This window comes from Thalassotalea sp. PS06 (assembly GCF_007197775.1).
GTDB lineage: Bacteria > Pseudomonadota > Gammaproteobacteria > Enterobacterales > Alteromonadaceae > Thalassotalea_A.
On record NZ_CP041638.1, the window covers coordinates 2,925,651 to 2,943,716 of the forward strand.

Annotated in this window: 18 protein-coding genes; 13 read left to right on the forward strand and 5 right to left on the reverse strand. The window is 44.0% G+C overall.

Going from position 1 to position 18,066, the window contains the following annotated elements; all coding sequences use genetic code 11:
• Positions 1-73: 73 nt before the first annotated feature.
• The 6 genes from FNC98_RS12885 (at position 74) to FNC98_RS12910 (ending at position 5,690) form a co-directional block, all read left to right on the forward strand.
• Positions 74-913 carry a MipA/OmpV family protein gene (locus FNC98_RS12885; RefSeq protein WP_143581622.1) on the forward strand — a complete coding sequence of 280 codons (840 nt, stop codon included), beginning with the start codon at positions 74-76 and terminating at the stop codon, positions 911-913.
• A 1-nt stretch (position 914) separates the two neighbouring features.
• Positions 915-1,334: a DUF3019 domain-containing protein gene (locus FNC98_RS12890; RefSeq protein ID WP_143581623.1), complete on the forward strand. Its 420-nt coding sequence runs from the start codon at positions 915-917 to the stop codon at positions 1,332-1,334.
• Positions 1,334-2,041 carry a response regulator transcription factor gene (locus FNC98_RS12895; protein ID WP_185967965.1) on the forward strand — a complete coding sequence of 236 codons (708 nt, stop codon included), beginning with the start codon at positions 1,334-1,336 and terminating at the stop codon, positions 2,039-2,041. Before FNC98_RS12890 ends, FNC98_RS12895 begins: the two co-directional genes overlap by 1 nt.
• Positions 2,034-3,209, forward strand: a complete 1,176-nt coding sequence (locus FNC98_RS12900) for a sensor histidine kinase (protein ID WP_143581625.1) — start codon at positions 2,034-2,036, stop codon at positions 3,207-3,209. The genes FNC98_RS12895 and FNC98_RS12900 overlap by 8 nt, the downstream gene beginning before the upstream one ends.
• Before the next feature lie 245 nt (positions 3,210-3,454).
• Positions 3,455-3,691: a hypothetical protein gene (locus FNC98_RS12905; protein ID WP_143581626.1), complete on the forward strand. Its 237-nt coding sequence runs from the start codon at positions 3,455-3,457 to the stop codon at positions 3,689-3,691.
• 145 nt (positions 3,692-3,836) lie between these two features.
• A complete protein-coding gene (locus FNC98_RS12910; RefSeq protein WP_143581627.1) occupies positions 3,837-5,690 on the forward strand; it encodes a phospholipase D-like domain-containing protein in 1,854 nt (617 codons plus the stop codon).
• An 81-nt stretch (positions 5,691-5,771) separates the two neighbouring features.
• On the opposite strand, the gene FNC98_RS12915 is transcribed toward FNC98_RS12910, so the two are convergent.
• Positions 5,772-6,251: a YbaK/EbsC family protein gene (locus FNC98_RS12915; RefSeq protein WP_143581628.1), complete on the reverse strand. Its 480-nt coding sequence runs from the start codon at positions 6,249-6,251 to the stop codon at positions 5,772-5,774.
• 460 nt (positions 6,252-6,711) lie between these two features.
• Between FNC98_RS12915 and FNC98_RS16820 the strand changes: the two genes are divergently transcribed.
• Positions 6,712-8,184: a glutamate--cysteine ligase gene (locus FNC98_RS16820; protein WP_185967966.1), complete on the forward strand. Its 1,473-nt coding sequence runs from the start codon at positions 6,712-6,714 to the stop codon at positions 8,182-8,184.
• Positions 8,184-9,314 carry a succinylglutamate desuccinylase/aspartoacylase family protein gene (locus FNC98_RS12920; protein WP_185967967.1) on the forward strand — a complete coding sequence of 377 codons (1,131 nt, stop codon included), beginning with the start codon at positions 8,184-8,186 and terminating at the stop codon, positions 9,312-9,314. Before FNC98_RS16820 ends, FNC98_RS12920 begins: the two co-directional genes overlap by 1 nt.
• Here FNC98_RS12920 and FNC98_RS12925 read toward each other — a convergent pair.
• The gene (locus FNC98_RS12925; RefSeq protein WP_143581630.1) at positions 9,311-9,604 is read right to left on the reverse strand and encodes a high-potential iron-sulfur protein; all 294 of its coding nucleotides are present in this window, start codon (positions 9,602-9,604) and stop codon (positions 9,311-9,313) included. The genes FNC98_RS12920 and FNC98_RS12925 overlap by 4 nt on opposite strands.
• 379 nt (positions 9,605-9,983) lie before the next feature.
• Between FNC98_RS12925 and idi the strand changes: the two genes are divergently transcribed.
• Positions 9,984-10,538 (forward strand): isopentenyl-diphosphate Delta-isomerase, encoded by a 555-nt coding sequence (gene idi, locus FNC98_RS12930; protein WP_143581631.1) that lies wholly within the window; start codon positions 9,984-9,986, stop codon positions 10,536-10,538.
• A 9-nt stretch (positions 10,539-10,547) separates the two neighbouring features.
• Here the strand turns inward: idi and FNC98_RS12935 are convergent, their stop codons facing one another.
• Positions 10,548-11,372 carry an alpha/beta fold hydrolase gene (locus FNC98_RS12935; protein WP_143581632.1) on the reverse strand — a complete coding sequence of 275 codons (825 nt, stop codon included), beginning with the start codon at positions 11,370-11,372 and terminating at the stop codon, positions 10,548-10,550.
• A gap of 239 nt (positions 11,373-11,611) precedes the next feature.
• Here FNC98_RS12935 and FNC98_RS12940 point away from each other — a divergent pair, with 239 nt between their 5' ends.
• The 3 genes from FNC98_RS12940 to FNC98_RS12950 all read left to right on the forward strand — a co-directional run bounded on the left by FNC98_RS12940 (position 11,612) and on the right by FNC98_RS12950 (position 15,043).
• On the forward strand, positions 11,612-13,525 hold the full coding sequence (locus tag FNC98_RS12940) for a hypothetical protein (protein ID WP_143581633.1): 1,914 nt from the start codon (positions 11,612-11,614) through the stop codon (positions 13,523-13,525).
• A gap of 81 nt (positions 13,526-13,606) precedes the next feature.
• Positions 13,607-14,233: a DUF1326 domain-containing protein gene (locus FNC98_RS12945; RefSeq protein ID WP_143581634.1), complete on the forward strand. Its 627-nt coding sequence runs from the start codon at positions 13,607-13,609 to the stop codon at positions 14,231-14,233.
• Between the two features lie 87 nt (positions 14,234-14,320).
• Positions 14,321-15,043, forward strand: coding sequence for a DUF2182 domain-containing protein (locus FNC98_RS12950; RefSeq protein WP_143581635.1), 723 nt, complete (start codon positions 14,321-14,323; stop codon positions 15,041-15,043).
• 17 nt (positions 15,044-15,060) lie between these two features.
• Here the strand turns inward: FNC98_RS12950 and FNC98_RS12955 are convergent, their stop codons facing one another.
• The gene (locus tag FNC98_RS12955) at positions 15,061-16,026 is read right to left on the reverse strand and encodes a sulfotransferase family protein (RefSeq protein WP_143581636.1); all 966 of its coding nucleotides are present in this window, start codon (positions 16,024-16,026) and stop codon (positions 15,061-15,063) included.
• A 48-nt stretch (positions 16,027-16,074) separates the two neighbouring features.
• Positions 16,075-17,025 (reverse strand): glycosyltransferase family 2 protein, encoded by a 951-nt coding sequence (locus FNC98_RS12960; RefSeq protein ID WP_143581637.1) that lies wholly within the window; start codon positions 17,023-17,025, stop codon positions 16,075-16,077.
• Positions 17,026-17,338: 313 nt separating this feature from the next.
• Between FNC98_RS12960 and FNC98_RS12965 the strand changes: the two genes are divergently transcribed.
• On the forward strand, positions 17,339-17,842 hold the full coding sequence (locus tag FNC98_RS12965; protein ID WP_143581638.1) for a VF530 family DNA-binding protein: 504 nt from the start codon (positions 17,339-17,341) through the stop codon (positions 17,840-17,842).
• Positions 17,843-18,066 lie beyond the last annotated feature (224 nt).

The following is an 18,066-nucleotide window of genomic DNA, read 5'->3' on the forward strand; positions in this document are numbered from 1 at the left end:
AAGCCCCAGCATTTATAATAGAACTACTGCCCAAGAATTAAGCTGTTTCCCTTACAAGCAATAAATTACAACAATGAAGTATGCTGTTTTCCTTTTTATCACCCTTGCCAGCCTCCTCAGCGCTACCGCGCCCCTGGCACAAGAGGATATTGAACAGAGCCTGGTAAAACCGGGCACGTTTGATTTTCGTCTGACTGCAGGGTATGGCGGTATTGAAAATCCTCTGCGTCAGCGCGAAAATATTCGCTCTCCTTTACTACCGGAATTTAGTTATTACGGCGAAAAGTTCTTTGTCGAAAACCTGGTATTGGGATATAGCCTCTATGAATCTCGCAACTGGATGGTCGATGCCTACGGCTACTTTAACAACGATGGTTATTTCTTTGCCGACTCAAATACCGAGAAAATCGTCTCTTTGGCAGGCATAACCCAAAACACTTGGCGAGTTACCAAAGTCCCCTTAAACCTTGAAGATGTTGAACGAGATTTAAGTTATATGGCAGGTATCAACATCAGTCATATTACCAACTGGTATCGAACCAACCTTTCGATTGCCAAAGATGTCACTTCGGTTCATTACGGTGAAGAAATATCCCTGACGTTTTCCAAACCAATGCAATGGAAGTCGTTAACCACAACCATTCAGGCTGGTGCAACCTACAAATCTTCCGATATCACCGACTATTATTACTATCTGACAGACGATGAAAACAACATATCCATCCGTCAGACTGCGGTAGGCGATACCATCTCGCCCTGGGCTAATGTAAGTTTGCGATACCATTTTAATCCGACCTGGTCGATTGGATTTTCTTTAAAGAAAACCTGGTTTGACAGCAAAATGAAAGCCAGTGTGTTAGTGGAAGATACGAGTTTTTATTCTGGTTTTATAGGGGTTTCATATAGGTACTAAGATGACGTTGAAGCCACTCTCGACACGACTTGGCAGTTTATTTATATGTTGCCTGAGCACCTTAGCTGCCCAGGCACAGGACGACTCTACTTATTCGGCGGATATTTCTGAAATAAATATCCTGCCGGAAATTTGTGTTCGTCACAAAAGTAATGCCCAGTGTCAGTTTAAGCTCGACGTGAACCTGCAACTGAAAGCAAAAATGGATGTTTGCATGGTAATCGAGTCTTTGCGCATCAGGCAATGCCTGGAACAGGTTAGCGAAGCAAAATTCCAGCGCCTGTTAACCATCAATGAAGACGTTAAGATCGATATTATCAACCGCGACACCGGAGAACTGCTTTATAGCTCAATATTGAAGCTAGCGGAGTTTCAGCCTGTTAATTTACGACCACGAAGAAACCTGGGTTGGATCCTATAGTGGCAGCTAAAACCTATAAATTACTTCTCATTGAAGACGATATCCCGTTGGCAGAGCTGGTGAGTGACTTTCTCAATGACTACGAATTCGAGGTTACCTGCGTAAATAGTGGTCAGGAAGCATTAAAAGTCGTTTCCGAAAATCAATATGACCTGATTCTTTGCGATATCATGCTTCCGGATATGGATGGGTTTGAATTACTACCTAATCTTCCTTTTGGGCCACAGGTACCGATACTTTTTCTAACGGCGATGACCGACAGTATGTCGCAAATTAAAGGTCTTAACGCTGGCGCTGCTGACTACATTTTAAAACCCGTAGATCCGGAAGTTCTGCTTGCCCGGGTTCGCGCTAATATCCGTATGGTGGAAAGACGAGGCCAAGCGACGTCTTTAACTCTGGGTAACCTGTTTCTTGATAAGACTACCGCAACCGCTACTTATCATGGTAAAGCGTTAGATCTGACCGCTCAGGATTTTGCCATTATCTGGTATTTCGCCCAGCGTGGTGACGATGTTGTCGACCGCGATAGTCTGTTTACGGATATTATTGGCAGAACTTATGACGGTAAAGATCGAGCAGCTGACCTGCGCATCAGCCGTCTGCGTAAAAAGCTTAGTGCCGTGGGTCTTGATGAGCTCACTATCATCTCAATTCGCAACAAAGGATATGTATTTAAGTATTGGGCGCACTTAAACAATGCATAGTCATTTTATCCGCTTTTACTTATTCATCTTACTTGCTGTATTCGCTCTGGTTTTTAGTTTCGGTCAGCTGTACAGCCAGTTCTACGCGCCGCCCGTACAATACAATATTCCGGTCGAATCGGTTTTTGCGGCTCAGGAAACCCCCAATCCAGCGACGTTTCGCTACATCAAGAAATCCAATATTCAGCTGTCATCCGATTTACTGGCGCAATTACAAGGTAATCAAACGATTGCCTACGTGGTAAATAATCAAATGTATTATCTGCGTAATCACGACAAAGGCCGTTATATTCAATGGGGACCGGTTGAAATCAACGAAGCCCCTGTCGATGATAATTATCTGATTCTATTTTTTTACAGCGCTCTGGCAATTGTATTCCTGTTGTTAATGTGGCCAATGTTCAGAGATTTGTCATTCCTGCAAAAATGCGCGGTGGAATTTGGCGAAAACCCTCAGTCTCAACCCTTAACCGTCAGTAAGAAATCTACCGTTTATCCCCTTGCTCATGCACTTTATGCAATGAGCAGTCGTCTGGTTGAGTTTGTAACCTTGCAGCGGGATCTCGCGAAAATCATCGCCCATGAAGTCCGTACACCTTTGGCGCGGATGAAGTTTGTGTTAAAGCGCGTTGAAGGAAAAATCGAAGACAAGCATTTAAAGCGCATGTTGATGGATATCGCCGAGCTTGAAACCTTAGCCACCGACTACATGGCGTTCAGTCGTTCCCAACAACTCGATCCCGATTACCTGCAACCATTAAAACTGGATTGGTTCTTTGAAAGACTAAGTCATAAATATCAAAATTTGGAAACGCCCGTTCACTTCATCCTCAACAATAAAGATAGCCAATTTCATGGCAATGAAGCACAGCTTGATTTGGCTCTATCAAACCTGCTTAACAATGCCTTGCGCTACGCAGAACAGCAAATACAGGTAAATGTTGAAGTAAACGACGGCTGGGTTAACTTTCATATTGATGACGACGGCCCGGGCTTTAATAACGGAAAACAGAGAACCAATAATCAGGGAACAACCACAGGCTTTGGCCTTGGATTATATATTGTCGAGTCCATCGTTAACCGCCACAACGGTAGTTTATCGAAGTCATCGGGTCCATTAGGCGGCGCCAGAGCTACCGTGGCCATTCCCACACAACCACCTCGCTGACCCTAATCATACCAATCCATACAACACCGACCTGCTAAAGCTCACTGCGTTATCAATTTCATTATGTAAATTCTCGTGGGGATGAAACGAAACTGCGATAGCACCTTTGATTTTCAACGCTCGATTTAAGCGTTGACGCCCACTTCCAAATTCAACGAAAAATAACCAAAAGATTACACATTGTTAACAGCAGTTTTTTTTCATCTCGGTAAACTAAATAAAAATAAGCTTCACGGAGTGATGGTATGAAAAATTTAATTGTAATAACCGCGATTGCCTATCTTGCACATCAATACGTAGGTGATCACTTTAAATTAGTTAAATACAATAGCGATGACGAAGTTATCCTGCAAATCGGCACCTATGGCACATTAGAGGAATGCCGGATTGAAGAAGCACAGCAAAAGGAAAAGGCCGAACTGCTGGAATTTTTAAGCAGTAGCTTCAAATGTGAGCAAATTGAGTGGTTCACAAAAAAATAACGCGTTAAATATTATTTGCTTGGCTCTAAATTTCCGGTTTTCGCTAGCAACGCTTACCTTTTCCATTTTAAAAGTTCCCGTCTAAGATTAACTGAGGCAAACATTAAACTCGGGATCGCAGATATGGTCCCGGAAAGGTCGAAATATGGGCAACTATTCTCAAAAGCTATCCCTGCTTTTACTCTCTGTGTTCACCTTGCTTTGGGGTTGTAGCACGCAGCCAGACGATTACTGTCCCCCTCAATATAAAGCTGAAGAATGTCAGCAAGCCCGCACCAATGACAACCAGCTTATTAACCAGCAGTATGAGCAACGCCGCTGGCGCAGCTCCAGTGAGCAGGAAAAAGAGCCATTGCAGCTAGGTATCGATGCCGACATCCCGATTCTCGAAGGACAGGTTAAAATCGTCGGACCCACCGTCGAAGATGGGGTAAATTCACTGGCGATGAAAATCTGGATGATTGAGAACGCCAAGTATACGGTTGATGCCACCTATTACATCTTCGACAACGATCTCGCCGGTTACGCCTTTTTAGGTGCCATGTGTAATGCGGTAAAACGTGGCGTCGATGTCAGACTGATGGTTGATTCTCTCGGCTCCGTTGATATGCGCCATGAGGAATTAAAAGGCTTGCTTCGCTGCGCCGATGAAGCAGGGTTTATCCGTGGCCCAGACGGCAAACTCACCAATAAGCGTGCCCGTGTTCAGGTGATAATATTCAATGCTGCGTCAAAAATCTTCGTTAATATCAACCGTCGCTCCCACGATAAACTGTTAGTGATTGATGGAAATTCGCCGGAAAATGCTTACGTAATGACGGGCGGCCGCAATATTTCCCTGCATTATTACGGTATCAATGAAGAGGGAGAGTTGAACAAGGATACGTTTCAGGATCTGGAAATTTTGATAAAGAACCCGGAAGGTTCGATTACCGATCTGGAGCAAAATCACAAACGTGGCAAGTTTGGACATCTGATCACCATTTCCCGAGTATCCGAACTCTACCTGACCCTGCTTTATAGCCATAGTGGCAACAAGTTCCTGACCGCCTGGTTCCCTTACTCAGGACAACGGGAAAAACTCCAGGAGTCTCTCGATGAGTTAAAAACCGGGCCGTTATTTGCAAAATCTTACGCCAATATTGAAGCAGAAATGCAGGAAGGTTATCACCCTGCTAAACTTCGCCTTGCCCATGAAATGGCAAACATTGTCAGCTATGAGGTATTTGAAAAATATGCCGATGTTCAGGGGCGCAACCCCAATTCTATCGTTGAAATCCTTGCTGAGCTCAGTAGTGAAAAGTACAACGTTAAACACGTACGCTTAGTCTCACCATATATCTTTCTTGCCAATGAAGAACCCGAGGAAAAAGATGGTCGTTATCAAGAGCTTGAAGGCATGCGCCAATGGCTTGCGGATGACCCTGAACGGACCATCGAAATCATCACCAATTCAGTGATGTCTTCCGATAATTTTATGACGCAATCGATTATCGATATGGAAATGGTACCGAGGATGTTAAGTGATGACCCACAATTCATCGACAAATGGCAGGATGATTTGGAGGTCAGTGAAGAAAATCCTGATTTCATTGCATCGGAAGATTTTCAGAAAGCGATCAGTAACCCGCGTATCAAAGTCTATCAACTGGGAAAACTTGATGCCGATCTCATCGGTGGTGACGAAACCTACGGTAAGCTTCATGCCAAGTTTATCGTTACCAATAACGTTGCCTTTGTCGGTACCACTAACCTGGACTATCGCTCGCGTTTTATTAACAACGAAATGGGCTATTTTATGCTCGGAGAAGGGGTTAATAACGAGCTCAATCAAATCTTTGATGATTTGAAAAAGCGCTGTTATCTCTGGGGAGAACCGGATTGGCTCGCCATGCGTAAAAAAATCCGAGATCTGGAAGGGATGGAAGGATTTTCCGCCCGCAGTCAACGCAGTGTTTATAGCAAACTGATCTTCACCGGCATCAAGTGGCAGCTATAAAAGCACCTGAAAAGCAGACAGTAAAAGCTGTCTGCGTTGCTACTTCCGCCTTAGACTTCCGCCTTCCACTCTAACTTCCTACTAGTGGATTACCTGACGACTAAAGTGTAAGTGCTTGCTATCTTTCATTAGCTGGTGAAAATTAGCCTTATCAATTTTTATCAAGGTCTGATGATCACCCGCCTCAATGTATACATGTTCAAGTTCGTCTAGCACCTGTTCACAAACGGTATTGATGTGGTATGCCGCCCCCACCGCAGGTATTGCGCCATGTTCACAATCTTCAAACATGGTATAGACTTCCTGCTCTCTGGCTAACCGGTATGTCGCTAACATTTCATCATTTAATGCCGATAAACTTATCTTGTAGTTAGCAGGAAGTACTGCCAGCAGGTTCCTTCCTTGATGATCTTTAAGCACTACCGCTTTGGCAATGTGCTGCAATGGCACATTCGCTGAAATTGCGGTTGAAATCGAACTGCTGCTGTGGGGGTGGACGACACTGTGAAAAGGAATGTCGTGGTCCTGTAAATAGGATTCAAGTGTTGTAGAAATCGTCATAACTGCTACCTCCGAATCAACACTCAGTGTTATAAATACATTGTCATCAGGCAGGTTAAAGCAATACAACCTGGCACCGATGGCAATAGAGAAAATGAGGCGATTACCATTAGTAAATTATAGTTCATCTGAGCCGCATTTTTGGCTCTAGATTTGATCGATACAGTATGATTATATCAATCAAATCTACGTTGCAAATGAACCTCTGCCCTGACTCTGGAATGTGCAAAATTTAAAGGCATTGGTGTTACCACGGCAATTACCTGATCCAGATCAAAGTAAGCACAGAATAAACTTACAGGCACAATTGGCTATCGTATTCTAAATTTAAAGAGATAATACCAATCCACATGACTTACTGATCACTCAGCAAATATTCAGAAGGGTTTATTTACAATTTATTTCACCGAGTACGATTAATATAAAACCCTGAATCGGATAATAAAAATGGAGATTCACTGTGGGCAGAGAAATCACCTCTCAACAGAATGAGCAAAATACGGAACTGTTCAAACGTCGTCTGGTACAGCAGTTACAGCAATTAAAAGAGATCATTAATCAACCCGATTTTGGTCAGGGACCTTTGAGTATTGGCGCTGAACTGGAGACCAATATCATCGATAAAGCCGGACGAGCGAGTCATTGTAATCAATGGCTTATCGATACCTGCCAGGATCCCAGGCAAACACTGGAGTTAAATCGCTATAATCTTGAGTTCAACCTCACCCCGCAACCAGCGAAAAGCATGCCCTTTTCCCTACTTGCTAAAGAAATTAAAGAGTTAATGGAACTCACCAATCAGATTGCAGAACAACGCCAGAAACAGTTGGTAAGTATTGGCATTCTGCCGACCCTGACCGATAGCGATCTGAGCGATGAGGCCATATCGGATGTTCAGCGTTACAAGCTTTTCTCGACGTTATTACTGAAAGACCGAGGCGAGCCGTTCCAATTGAACATCGATGGCAACGACCCATTTAAAATTAGCACTAAGTCGATTGCGTTTGAGGGAGCCGGCACGTCCTTTCAACTCCATATCAGAGTGCCAAAAGAGAAATTCTCTAATATATACAACGCAATACAGTTGATTACCGCTCCGGTACTGGCCTATTGTGGCAACTCACCCTCCCTGCTTGGCCACGAGCTTTGGGATGAAACCCGGATTGCCTTGTTCAAACAGTCGATTGACACCCGAAATGATGATAAAGAGTGGAGTCATCCGCCTCGTGTTGTCTATGGCCAGGATTGGAATCGTCATGGGATCTGGGAGTTATTTGCCGCCAATACTTACCTTTACGAACCTATTTTTGCTCAGATTTATAACGACACCGACAAATCAAACTCACAATTACCGAAACTCGACGAACTGCAACTACATCAAGGTACCGTATGGAGTTGGAATCGAGGTATCTATGATCACCATGACAACGGACACTTAAGAATTGAATTAAGAACCTTACCCGCGGGGCCTACCATAGCGGATATGATGGCCAATGCCGCGGTCATGACCGGACTCGCCTACGGGCTCGCCGATGACATCGAAGATTATTTAGTTAAGCTACCCTTCAAGTACGCCGAATATAACTTCTATCGCGCCGCTAAACACGGTATGGATGCCAAACTAATCTGGCCGAGCGCGACGGGGTTTGGTTTAACGGAGCAATCGCCAGATGAAATCCTTAAGCAACTGTGGCCGAAAGTACGCCAGGGATTACAGCACATAGGGGTTGACGATATCGAATCAGCACGGTGGTTATCGATCTTTGAAAAACGCTGGCAGGCTAATACATCGGGTGCCAGATGGCAGCGACAACGTTTGCACTATCTGAAATCAAAGCTTTCAGGACAACAAGCGCTGCATCAGATGCTCAAGGATTACCTGCATTTTCAACGCCAGGATATTCCTGTCAGCGAGTGGCCAGTGGAGTCATGATGCCCAACATTGTTGAAGACATGCAGGCCTCGTCAGAATGGGATTTCAAAATCTTTGATGCTACGCAGTTGTCGCCAGAAGACAGCCTGGCCGCTTTTATTCAAAAGTTTAACAACCAACCTTTCGTGGTCAGGTTTAATTCGCCTTCAAGTCAGGAAAAACCGCTACTGTTCACTACCTTATTACACGGCAATGAAACGTCCGGGCTGGAAGCTTTGCGACGTCTTGTGGATAATCCACCAACGCCAATTTGTGATACATACATCTTGGTGGCATCGGTGAAAGCCGCCTCAACGGCACCCATGTTTTTTCATCGCATGCTGCCCGGGCTACCAGATCTTAATCGCTGTTTTTCGCCAGAAACGCTCCAGCAAACCCAAGCGGCGTTGTTGTCGCCAGACAACGACAGTACAAGTTCACAAGCGGTTCAGTTACATTTCAGTGAACCGCACTTGCTGGCTTTTCGAATCTGGCGATTTATCATGCAACTCAAGCCCAGGTGGTTGATTGACCTGCACAATACATCAGGAGCAAGCCCGGCATTTACCGTTGTCCGACACCTCACGGATAACCATGTACTGCTTTGTCAGCAATTTAGTCCGTATATTATCCGCTCAAACATCAACATGGGGGCAATCTTCGAACTTCCGACCCCTTTTCCCTGCATTACCGTAGAGTGCGGTGGCACGGGCGATGAACTGGCAAACCAGACCGCTTTTACCGGTATGCACCGATTGATGATGGCGCCTTTAGCCGATTTGCAAAAAGACAGTGAACCGGCAATTATCCTTACCGATCCCATTCGCCTGGAAGTAAAAGCCTCGGCAAACATTACCTTGAATTACGGAAATCAAGCGAAAAAAGGAGCGGATATCACCTTGCTCGAAGATATTGACCGGTTTAACTTTGCGAGTTGGGAGCCCGGTCAGTCGCTGGGCTGGGCTACCGAATCAGGATTTTCGGCACTGACCGCTGTTGATGAGCAAGGGCGGGAAAGAATTGATGATATTCTCGAACTTAAAAACAACAGCCTACAATGTAAGACCCGGCTGCATTTGTTTATGATCACCAACCGGGTCGACATTGCCTTGTCTGATTGTCTGCTCTATGCAGTTATCTTGAGAGCTTAACCGGCCTTCTTCATCCAGGCACTACACCAACCATTGTTGTTGACCAGCTTATTCGGGAACAGCGCACATGGTTTCCACTCTGGATCGTCACCAGCCTGGATGTGAGTGCAGTTAGCACAATTTTTGTCGGCCATTTCTGATTTGTGCACGTATTTAAGCGCTTTTGCGGTGGGGTCTTCCGGGTCCAGTTTTTCCGCGGCGTAACTTTTCAGCGAAATACCACCCAGCGTGACGCCAATCACAGACGCAGAAGACAGTTTTAAAAATGAACGACGATTAAACTTCGACATAATTTCGTCCTTACCTAGATATTTAACAAATTGTAAAAAGGTGCTCACCACCTCAATTAATACCGATTCCGATAACTCAGGGATCAGTCTGAGCCAGTATTTACCCTTTCGTCATTCTCCACGTTACGTTTCGACATAATCAGTAACCGATTAATGACAACAGGCATTTAAAAGTCGCGACGGCTTGTATAGAATCTCCGACGGACGTTCAGGCTTGCTCACAAAACTATCAGAATCGATATAACATCAATTCCGCTAAGTGTTTTCCCACCCAGTGGAATTGCTATAAGTGTAGACCTGGATTTCAACTAAACTTATATCTGCATATGGATTATTGCGAATTAACAGAAATAACATAGGTCGAATTTTGTGGTGAACTATGCAATCCAATAATCAAGAGAATGTGGTTTTGTGTGATCAACGGGGTCGTCCCTCGGGCGTCAAAGAGAAACTCGCAGCTCATCTCGATGGCGATCTGCATATCGCCTTCTCGGTCATGGTCGTAAGATATAGCGTTCAGGGGCCAGAATACTTTTTACAACAACGTGCTGAACACAAGTATCACAGCGGTGGTTTGTGGAGCAATACCGTATGTTCTCATCCACGCAAAGGCGAATTGATTGCCGCCGCTGCGCTCAGACGAATGGGCGAAGAACTGGGGTGTTTCGAGCCGTTGCGATTTAAATCGCTGGGACACATTGTCTATCGAGCCGAATTAGGTAATGGCCTAATCGAACACGAATTTGATCACATTTTGCTAGCCGAAGGTCCGCTTCTCGATGTGCTTCCGAACCCAGATGAAGTCAGCGCTTGTCGCTGGTGGCAGGAGGCAGAAATCGAACAGGCTTTAGCAACCTCACCTGAGCGCTTCACCGCCTGGTTTTCCAAGGTCTTTAACAAAGCCCGGGAAAACCTGGTCGAAAGTGTGGAATAAAAACAGGGATCAGCGATCTTCAGGTTTTTCGTTCGGCGACACTTGCTGTTGAATAAATTCTATCGAGTGGCGATTAAACGCATTGGCTTGATCAACATTACAGACGTGACCACTGTCGGCGATTTCCGTTAACATCGCGCTCGGTTGATGGGCCGCAGAATCTCGTACCGGGCCGAGAAACATATGGTCTTCGGATCCCATCAGATATAGTAATGGGGTTTTCGTGGCATTATCACGATAAAACTTCATCAACGGATTAACATCTCCCGCTAATTTAAACCACTGCTTAAATTCTTTCTGACATAACTTTTTCGCGTCGCGAATAAACATATTGCGCGACAGACTCTGGGATTTCTTTGGCATTAACACAAAGGCAAACAATCGATACAGCCACATGTATGGCATGATGTGCTTGAACATATCACCGAGTTTTACCAAAAACGCCGAGCGGAAATTGAAACGGGTTACGGCACCACCAAGCACCATAGATTTGACCCTTTCCGGCGCCAGTTCTTCGATATTCTTAATTAGGATTGTCCCTAGCGAAATACCGACAAAATGCGCTTTTGCAATAGATAAGTGATCCAACACATTGAGAATATCCTTGCTAACATTTTGAAACGTATAGCGTCCCGGAAGAAAGCCTTTTTTCGCCAATGGCGCAGAACCACCATGACCGCGAAGGTCCAGTAGTAAAAGATTAAAGTGTTTGCGAAACGCCTTTAGCTGACGAAACCAAATGGTCGAACTGCCACCAGCACCATGGACAAACACCACCCATTCCTTACTTGAAGGATGTGTATAGGTTTTGTGGAATAATAGAGAATCAGGCATTTAAACTGCTTTGCCATTTGATTTAAAAGACCAAGACATATTATTCGTTGGCTAATAAAAAATTACAACATAAAAAAGCGGTAGATTTTTTCACCACCAACACTCTTTAAGACCTTTCAAATAAGTGCTTACTCACTAACAAAATTGTTCAGATTTTCTTCGTCGAATAGGACTTGTTTTCCAGTATATTTGAGGAATAGTATATAGTCCGAATAATAAAAACTAATAAAGGAATAAAAATGAAGAAGTTATTGTATCTACTACCCCTTCTATGCTTTTTAAGCGCATGCAGCGGTGGAGGTGGTGGTGATATCGATACCGGAGGAGGAGGTGTTCAACCACCACCAAATTCAGCGCCAACGCTAACTGGAACACTTTCTTTTGAAGCCAAAGCTCAGACACAAACTGATACTGTATATACCCTAGTCGATGCAGATGGTGACAGTATTAGTGCAGAGCTTGTCAATGCTCCCGATTGGTTAACCTCATCGGTGAACGGAGACCAGCTTACATTAACTGCTCAACCAGGATTCTTTGATATTTCAAATTACACGTTTGAAGTCAAATTAAGTGATGGTGAAGATACAACCAGCTATGAATTCGGAGTCTCTGTTATTGATAATCCGGAACAATGGGGAAATATTACTCCAAGCTCAGACCTACTTGCTGGTGTATGGAAGCTTGAAAACAGCGAAGATGGTTTTCACTTTTTAGAGAATGACACTGGCGTATATGCCATTAACGGTGAGTTAAACCCGTTTTCATGGAACGATGTAGAAGGATTGAAACTTAACGTTATGCCGGTTGGCTGCACTGTGGAGTGCGCCGCAATTAATGAGCTATCCATTGTTATCATTGCTGAGCAGGATAATCGTTTAAGGCTCGCCATTACCGAAGGTTCAGACACCAGCATTGTCACGGTGGAAAAAATGACTGAGTCAGGCTCGCTTGCAGATACCTACCTCGACACTAGTGCGAGTTATTCTGGTGCGCTTTCGGTGATTGATAAAGAAACCAGCATCGCCAAATTAATGATCAAATCGGCCGTGCGGAATAAACTAGGAAATAATACGCATCTGAATTCTCGCACGGGGCCTATCATCGGAGAGTATGAACAAATGGGAGATAAATTTGTTATCAACTCTTTTGAAAATTCTGCATTCGCAACCCTGGACGGAAGATTTAACGAGCGTTCGAACAGTATGCAATCGCATTATGTCAATATTGATCTGGTAGCAACTCAAATAAAGATAACGCCTAGCTTCTACAATCATGCCGTGTACGAGATCACCTACGGATACCAGTTAGCTACAGACATCGCTCCGCTGACACCATCCGATCTTATCGATTATGAAAACGTGACGCTGGAAGAGACGCTACAGCAACGTATTCAAAGTCAATCCTTAGTGATTGCTCTAGAGCCCGCCGCAACCCCGGTGATTACTGCCGGAAAGTCTTACCTTGGAGCCCCGATAGTATATGACGATGCAAGCATTTTACCATCACTAGGAATTACGTTCGGTGGTAATACCTATCAATTCGTAACCAGCACCGAAGGGGCGGTGGTCGTTGAGGATTTTGATACCAAACAACCACTCGAAGAAAACTTTTCCTGGTTATACATTGATAATTCACTGGCTCTTACTGTTGATGGTAAAGTGAGCGAACACAGATTTTACACTTTTCCCGATGGAACACCAGGGATGAGCCAGGAACGTCCGGTAGAAAACAAAGCGAATTGGCATTATTTGTATCGTTTTGAAGAGCTGGTTTATCAACCTGTTAGTGAAGAGGACTACTGGGGTACTTTTGAAGATACTTTTGTCGACTTTTTTGCTGAAAAGCAAGTAGACAAATTAACATTCAATGCCGATATGAGCGGCTTCTATGTCCGCGATATTTTAAGTCACCGCGAGGAAGATGGAAGTCTGTCATTTATGTACAAAAGTGGTTGTGGAGAGCTTGAGAATTTTTCTGAGTGTTTACAGCGCTTAAAAGACAATAACGATTACTACCTTTTCCGTAACCTCAAGCTGAATAAAATTGAAGGCGATAAATACCATTTTATGTATCGATTGATTGCTGATGGTCCAGATGAGAACTATGGCTATAACTTTCAATCCCGCCGGATTTATCGAAAATTGAGTAATTAATAACTCTCGTAAAAATGCAGCCAAAAGGCTGCATTTTTTTTGAACTATACTTTTTACAAATTCATCTTCGGAGTTACCCTCATGTCGGATTCCCGCAATTGGTCGTTGAAAATGCACAATATTGAAAGCTGCAGCTGCAGCCATGGATGTGGGTGTCAGTTTGGCGGTTTTCCAACGAGCGAGAATGGTGGCTGCCAGGCCATCATTGGTTATGAAGTTATCGAAGGGCATCTGGATGGGTTAGATCTTGCCGGACTGAAAATGGTGCTAGTTGCGTCATGGCCCAAAGCTATGCATGAGGGCAATGGAGATGGTGCCCTGTTTATCGATAAATCCGCAAGCGCCGAACAGGTTGCAGCCTTAGCTACTATTATGTCAGGGCAACATGGCGGCATGCCGGTTGAAGCCATCGCCACACTGTTTAGTGCATTCGACGGCCCAATCATGGCAGACATCGATATTCGCGTTGATGAGTTCAACTCCTTTGTTGCCATTGATGGCATTCTTGAAACCGAGCAGACACCGCATGTGAATCCTGTAACGGGAGATGAAAACCGAGTTCATATTACTTATCCGGGTGGTGGTTTTCTCTGGAATGATGGTAAAGTGGGTCGCACCAAGGTTTTAAAAGTAAATCATGGACCTATCGCATTTAATTTTGCCGATACGTTCGCGGCTAACGCCATCGTCGAATGGCCGAATGGTTAGTCATAATCAAACTGAAAACGTTATAAACTGAAAATAATAACAACACCCAGGTTTCAAGCTGCATCCTGGCTGGTAGGAATAAAGACTATGTCAATTAACCTGCACCGGCTGTTTGTCATCACCACTCTGGTATTTGTTATATACCTTTGCTGGCACTACATGCTGTTCGGCATGACCATGAATATGGATCCCGTCGCCACCTGGCAAAGTAGTGATATTTTTCTGTTATTCCTGATGTGGGCGATTATGATGGCGGGAATGATGCTGCCTTCAGCGATGCCGGTCATTCTCCTTATCGATAAAGTTAATCAAAAGCGGCAAAGTAATCATCAAACCTATACACCAACGCTGTTTTTCGCACTCGGCTATTTGCTAGCCTGGACCGTTTACTCCGTATTAGTGACCTTCTTGCAATACTGGCTGCACCATCAGGCGTTGTTAACGCCGATGATGGATAGCGCCAATGCCTATTTCAGCGCAGCAATTCTCATCGTCGCCGGAGCCTATCAATTTAGTCCGTGGAAACAGCAATGTCTGAAATACTGTCGTTCGCCAATGACCATCATCAGCAAAGGCTGGGAACAAGGCATTAAGGGTGGTCTGAAATTAGGATTCGTCCATGGTAGCTACTGCGTTGGCTGTTGCTGGTTTTTAATGGCAATTTTGTTCGTTACTGGCGTAATGAACCTGCAGTGGATATTGATTCTGGCCCTGTTGGTACTGATTGAAAAAGTCGCGCCAAAAGGCGCACAATTTAGCAAAGTTATTGGTGTGTTATTGATAGCTTACGGCATCAGCTATTTACTCTAATATCGAAATATCAGTAATTAAAATTCTCGCGTAGTCAGCATGCTCTCGAGCTTTTTCAGGGGCCGTACTAACTGCCAGGTTACGCTCTCATAGAGGTTCTCAAAACGATGGCGAAAATGTACTTCACTCGCCTGCACCTGATGCAGGTGTTCTTTTAATACCGGATGAATGCTCGACTGGTAAACCTGATACTGTTCAAATAAGGCTTCTACCTGATCTTTATCATTAGTGGTTATTGCCTGATATAGCGACATCGCAAGGGTCGGCAAAATTCCACTCACATGATTGTCTACCACCACCTGTCGCTTCAGCCCCTTATCAATAAAGCTTTCTGCTCTTGAGTTTTCAACTTTAACATCCAGACAAGCAATTAATGGCGCGATGGCTTTTTTCGGGTTCTCTAGCAATTGCTCGAAATCAATAATAACCCGAGCACTATTTGCAGAGTACAGATAACTGAAAAAGTTATAATTTAGCCAGAGCATCAGGCTCTTGTCCTGACTAAATTTGTCCCGTTTGTGCAGTGATGCGGCAACCTCAAGGGGGTTACGGATCATCAGTACATAAACCGGATTAACGGTTGCAGATTGAAAAACATCGTGCCAAAACGGCAACAATATTGAGACTCTGGGATCTTTCATACCCCATAAAGGCGACGTGCCGTATTCTCTTTCTATAAATTTCAACGATTTACTTTTAAACGTTTCATGAATGGACTCGGGGACACAGGGCGGCAGAAGCGGGTAATCCCAACTTAAGTGGTTTTGATCAAGCAGCTCTTCGTTTAACTCAAGCAGCCGGGCATTTTCATAAAACCCCTTATCATTGACGCCTTTTTGTGGCTTCAATAAGTGTTTACCCATAAACACACCTAGGCGGGATAATTCTCCGGACAGCGCTGAGGTTCCGCTGCGATGCATTCCCACGACAATCACAGCCTGTTGCGATTTGTTATCTGAGTGTTTTGAGGCGATTTGATTCATTGTTTTTCTTCTTGGTTCAAATTCAATAAATGTTTAGCAGAGTAATGATTATCGAGTTAACAGGCGTCGGCTTTGCTGGCCCAGGCGCAATAAGGCGTTCGGCACTAGTTTTAGTAGCCGTCCCAACCAACGATATTTAGGGGATGGCACCCATTTATCGGCCTGAATAAAAGTATCGCCGGCAAGATTATAAAGGCCGCAATAAACAAAAGATTTACCGTAACGGATACTGCTGGAGAATTTAATTTTGTTCCAGGGAATCTGCTTTTGCAGCTTTAACTGATCGAGGTATTGCTGAATTTTATCCATACAAACTAATTCTGCCCGATACATAGCCAAATCATTCTGGGAAAAGTTAGTGCCATGAAAAACATGAGTTGCCAGATGTTCTTCAACAAAATCGAACTCGGCAAATAAGGAGATTTTCAACCATAGATGCCAGTCATCGACGCCCATTAAATCTTTTGATTCATCAAAACCACCGACATATTCGAACAGAGATTTACGAATAACACCGGTGCAACAGGTCAACATGTTCAAACGAATTAAATGTTCAAAAACATCACCTCGATATTTGTTCTCAAAGGTTGGCGTATGAATCGATTGTCGTTCGGTGTATTCGCTCAGGGCGCCGCAGTAAACCAAACCCACTTTAGGGTTCTCGAACAGTGGCACCTGCTTGGCAAGTTTCTCTCGATGCCAGAGGTCGTCCTGATCGCAAAACGCGATAAGTTCACCTTTTGCCTGAGCAACCGCATAGTTTCGCGCTGCACCAACACCAGCATTGCTCTGATGGAAAACTTTAATGCGCGGATCCTGCTCTTTGATTGATTCAAGTAAATTAGCTGAACCGTCACTAGAGCCATCATTTACCAGAATTAATTCTAAGTTTTCATAGTCTTGCTCAAGGATTGAGGCAATGGTTTTTGGTAAGTATTTTTCCCCGTTATAAACCGGAGTGATAACGGACACTAATGGCTGTGCTTTGTTGTTATTCATCCTAAATCCCACAGTTATTCACTTCAAAATATCAGGAGAGCGTCGAGCCTTATCGTAAATATTAGTAATCGATGATGATGGGAATAAAACATGTGCAGAAACGCGCAGCCCACAAGCTGCTCAGACATTTTCCATTGAAGTCAGTGACCTGACTCTTTTAATCATTAGTTCTCTCCAGTGATGAGTATGGTTCAGAACTTGGAATTTTTCGAAAAAATTTGTTCATCATGTCTTTGCGCCAAAATAGCTAAAACCTGCGGTAAAAAAAGCTTTATAATAAGGGTTTATCTATCGCAGTTGAGAACAGAGCTAAATGTATACCCAGGAAGAATACGAAAACAACCCATTGCATGGCACCAGCCTGGAGCAGGTTTTAACCGAATTGGTTGAGCATTATGGTTGGGATATCTTAGCGGCATATTTAAACCTCAACTGCTTTAAAAACAACCCAAGTATCAAGGCCAGTTTAAAGTTTTTGAAAAAAACCGAATGGGCACAACATAAAGTAGAAAGCTTTTACTTATACCAGTATAAAAACCTGCCCCGTGCTGACGATGCCATGTTTGAATTACCTCCTCGTGATCGCATTGTCCCGATGCATCAAAAGCCTAAAGAACCCAGAGAACTAAGTCTTGAAGATGCAGAAAAATTACGAGTAAAGCGTGCCCAGGCTGCTCGTGAGCGGGATGACCGTGGTAAGTTTAATAACCGTGATAATAAACGCCGTTCAGGCAGTTCCAATCGTTCTGAAAACAAAAAACAAAAATCTGAAGACTCAGGTTCTTTTGACCCCTATGCAAATTTCAAAAACAAATAGCCTCGACAAAGTTCTGAGGCCTTTTCAAGCCTCAGACTTCCGTTGAGGCTCCAAAAGGCGCTGCTAATACCAATCATATAGAATGACTATTTCAATAAAGTCTATGTTGTAAATGAACCTCTGCCCTAACTCTGAGTTGTGCACAAACTTAGTGTGATTGGTATAACACCTTTCATATTTTCGAAAATCAAATTAAGCTAACCTCTAATCACTCATACAATTTG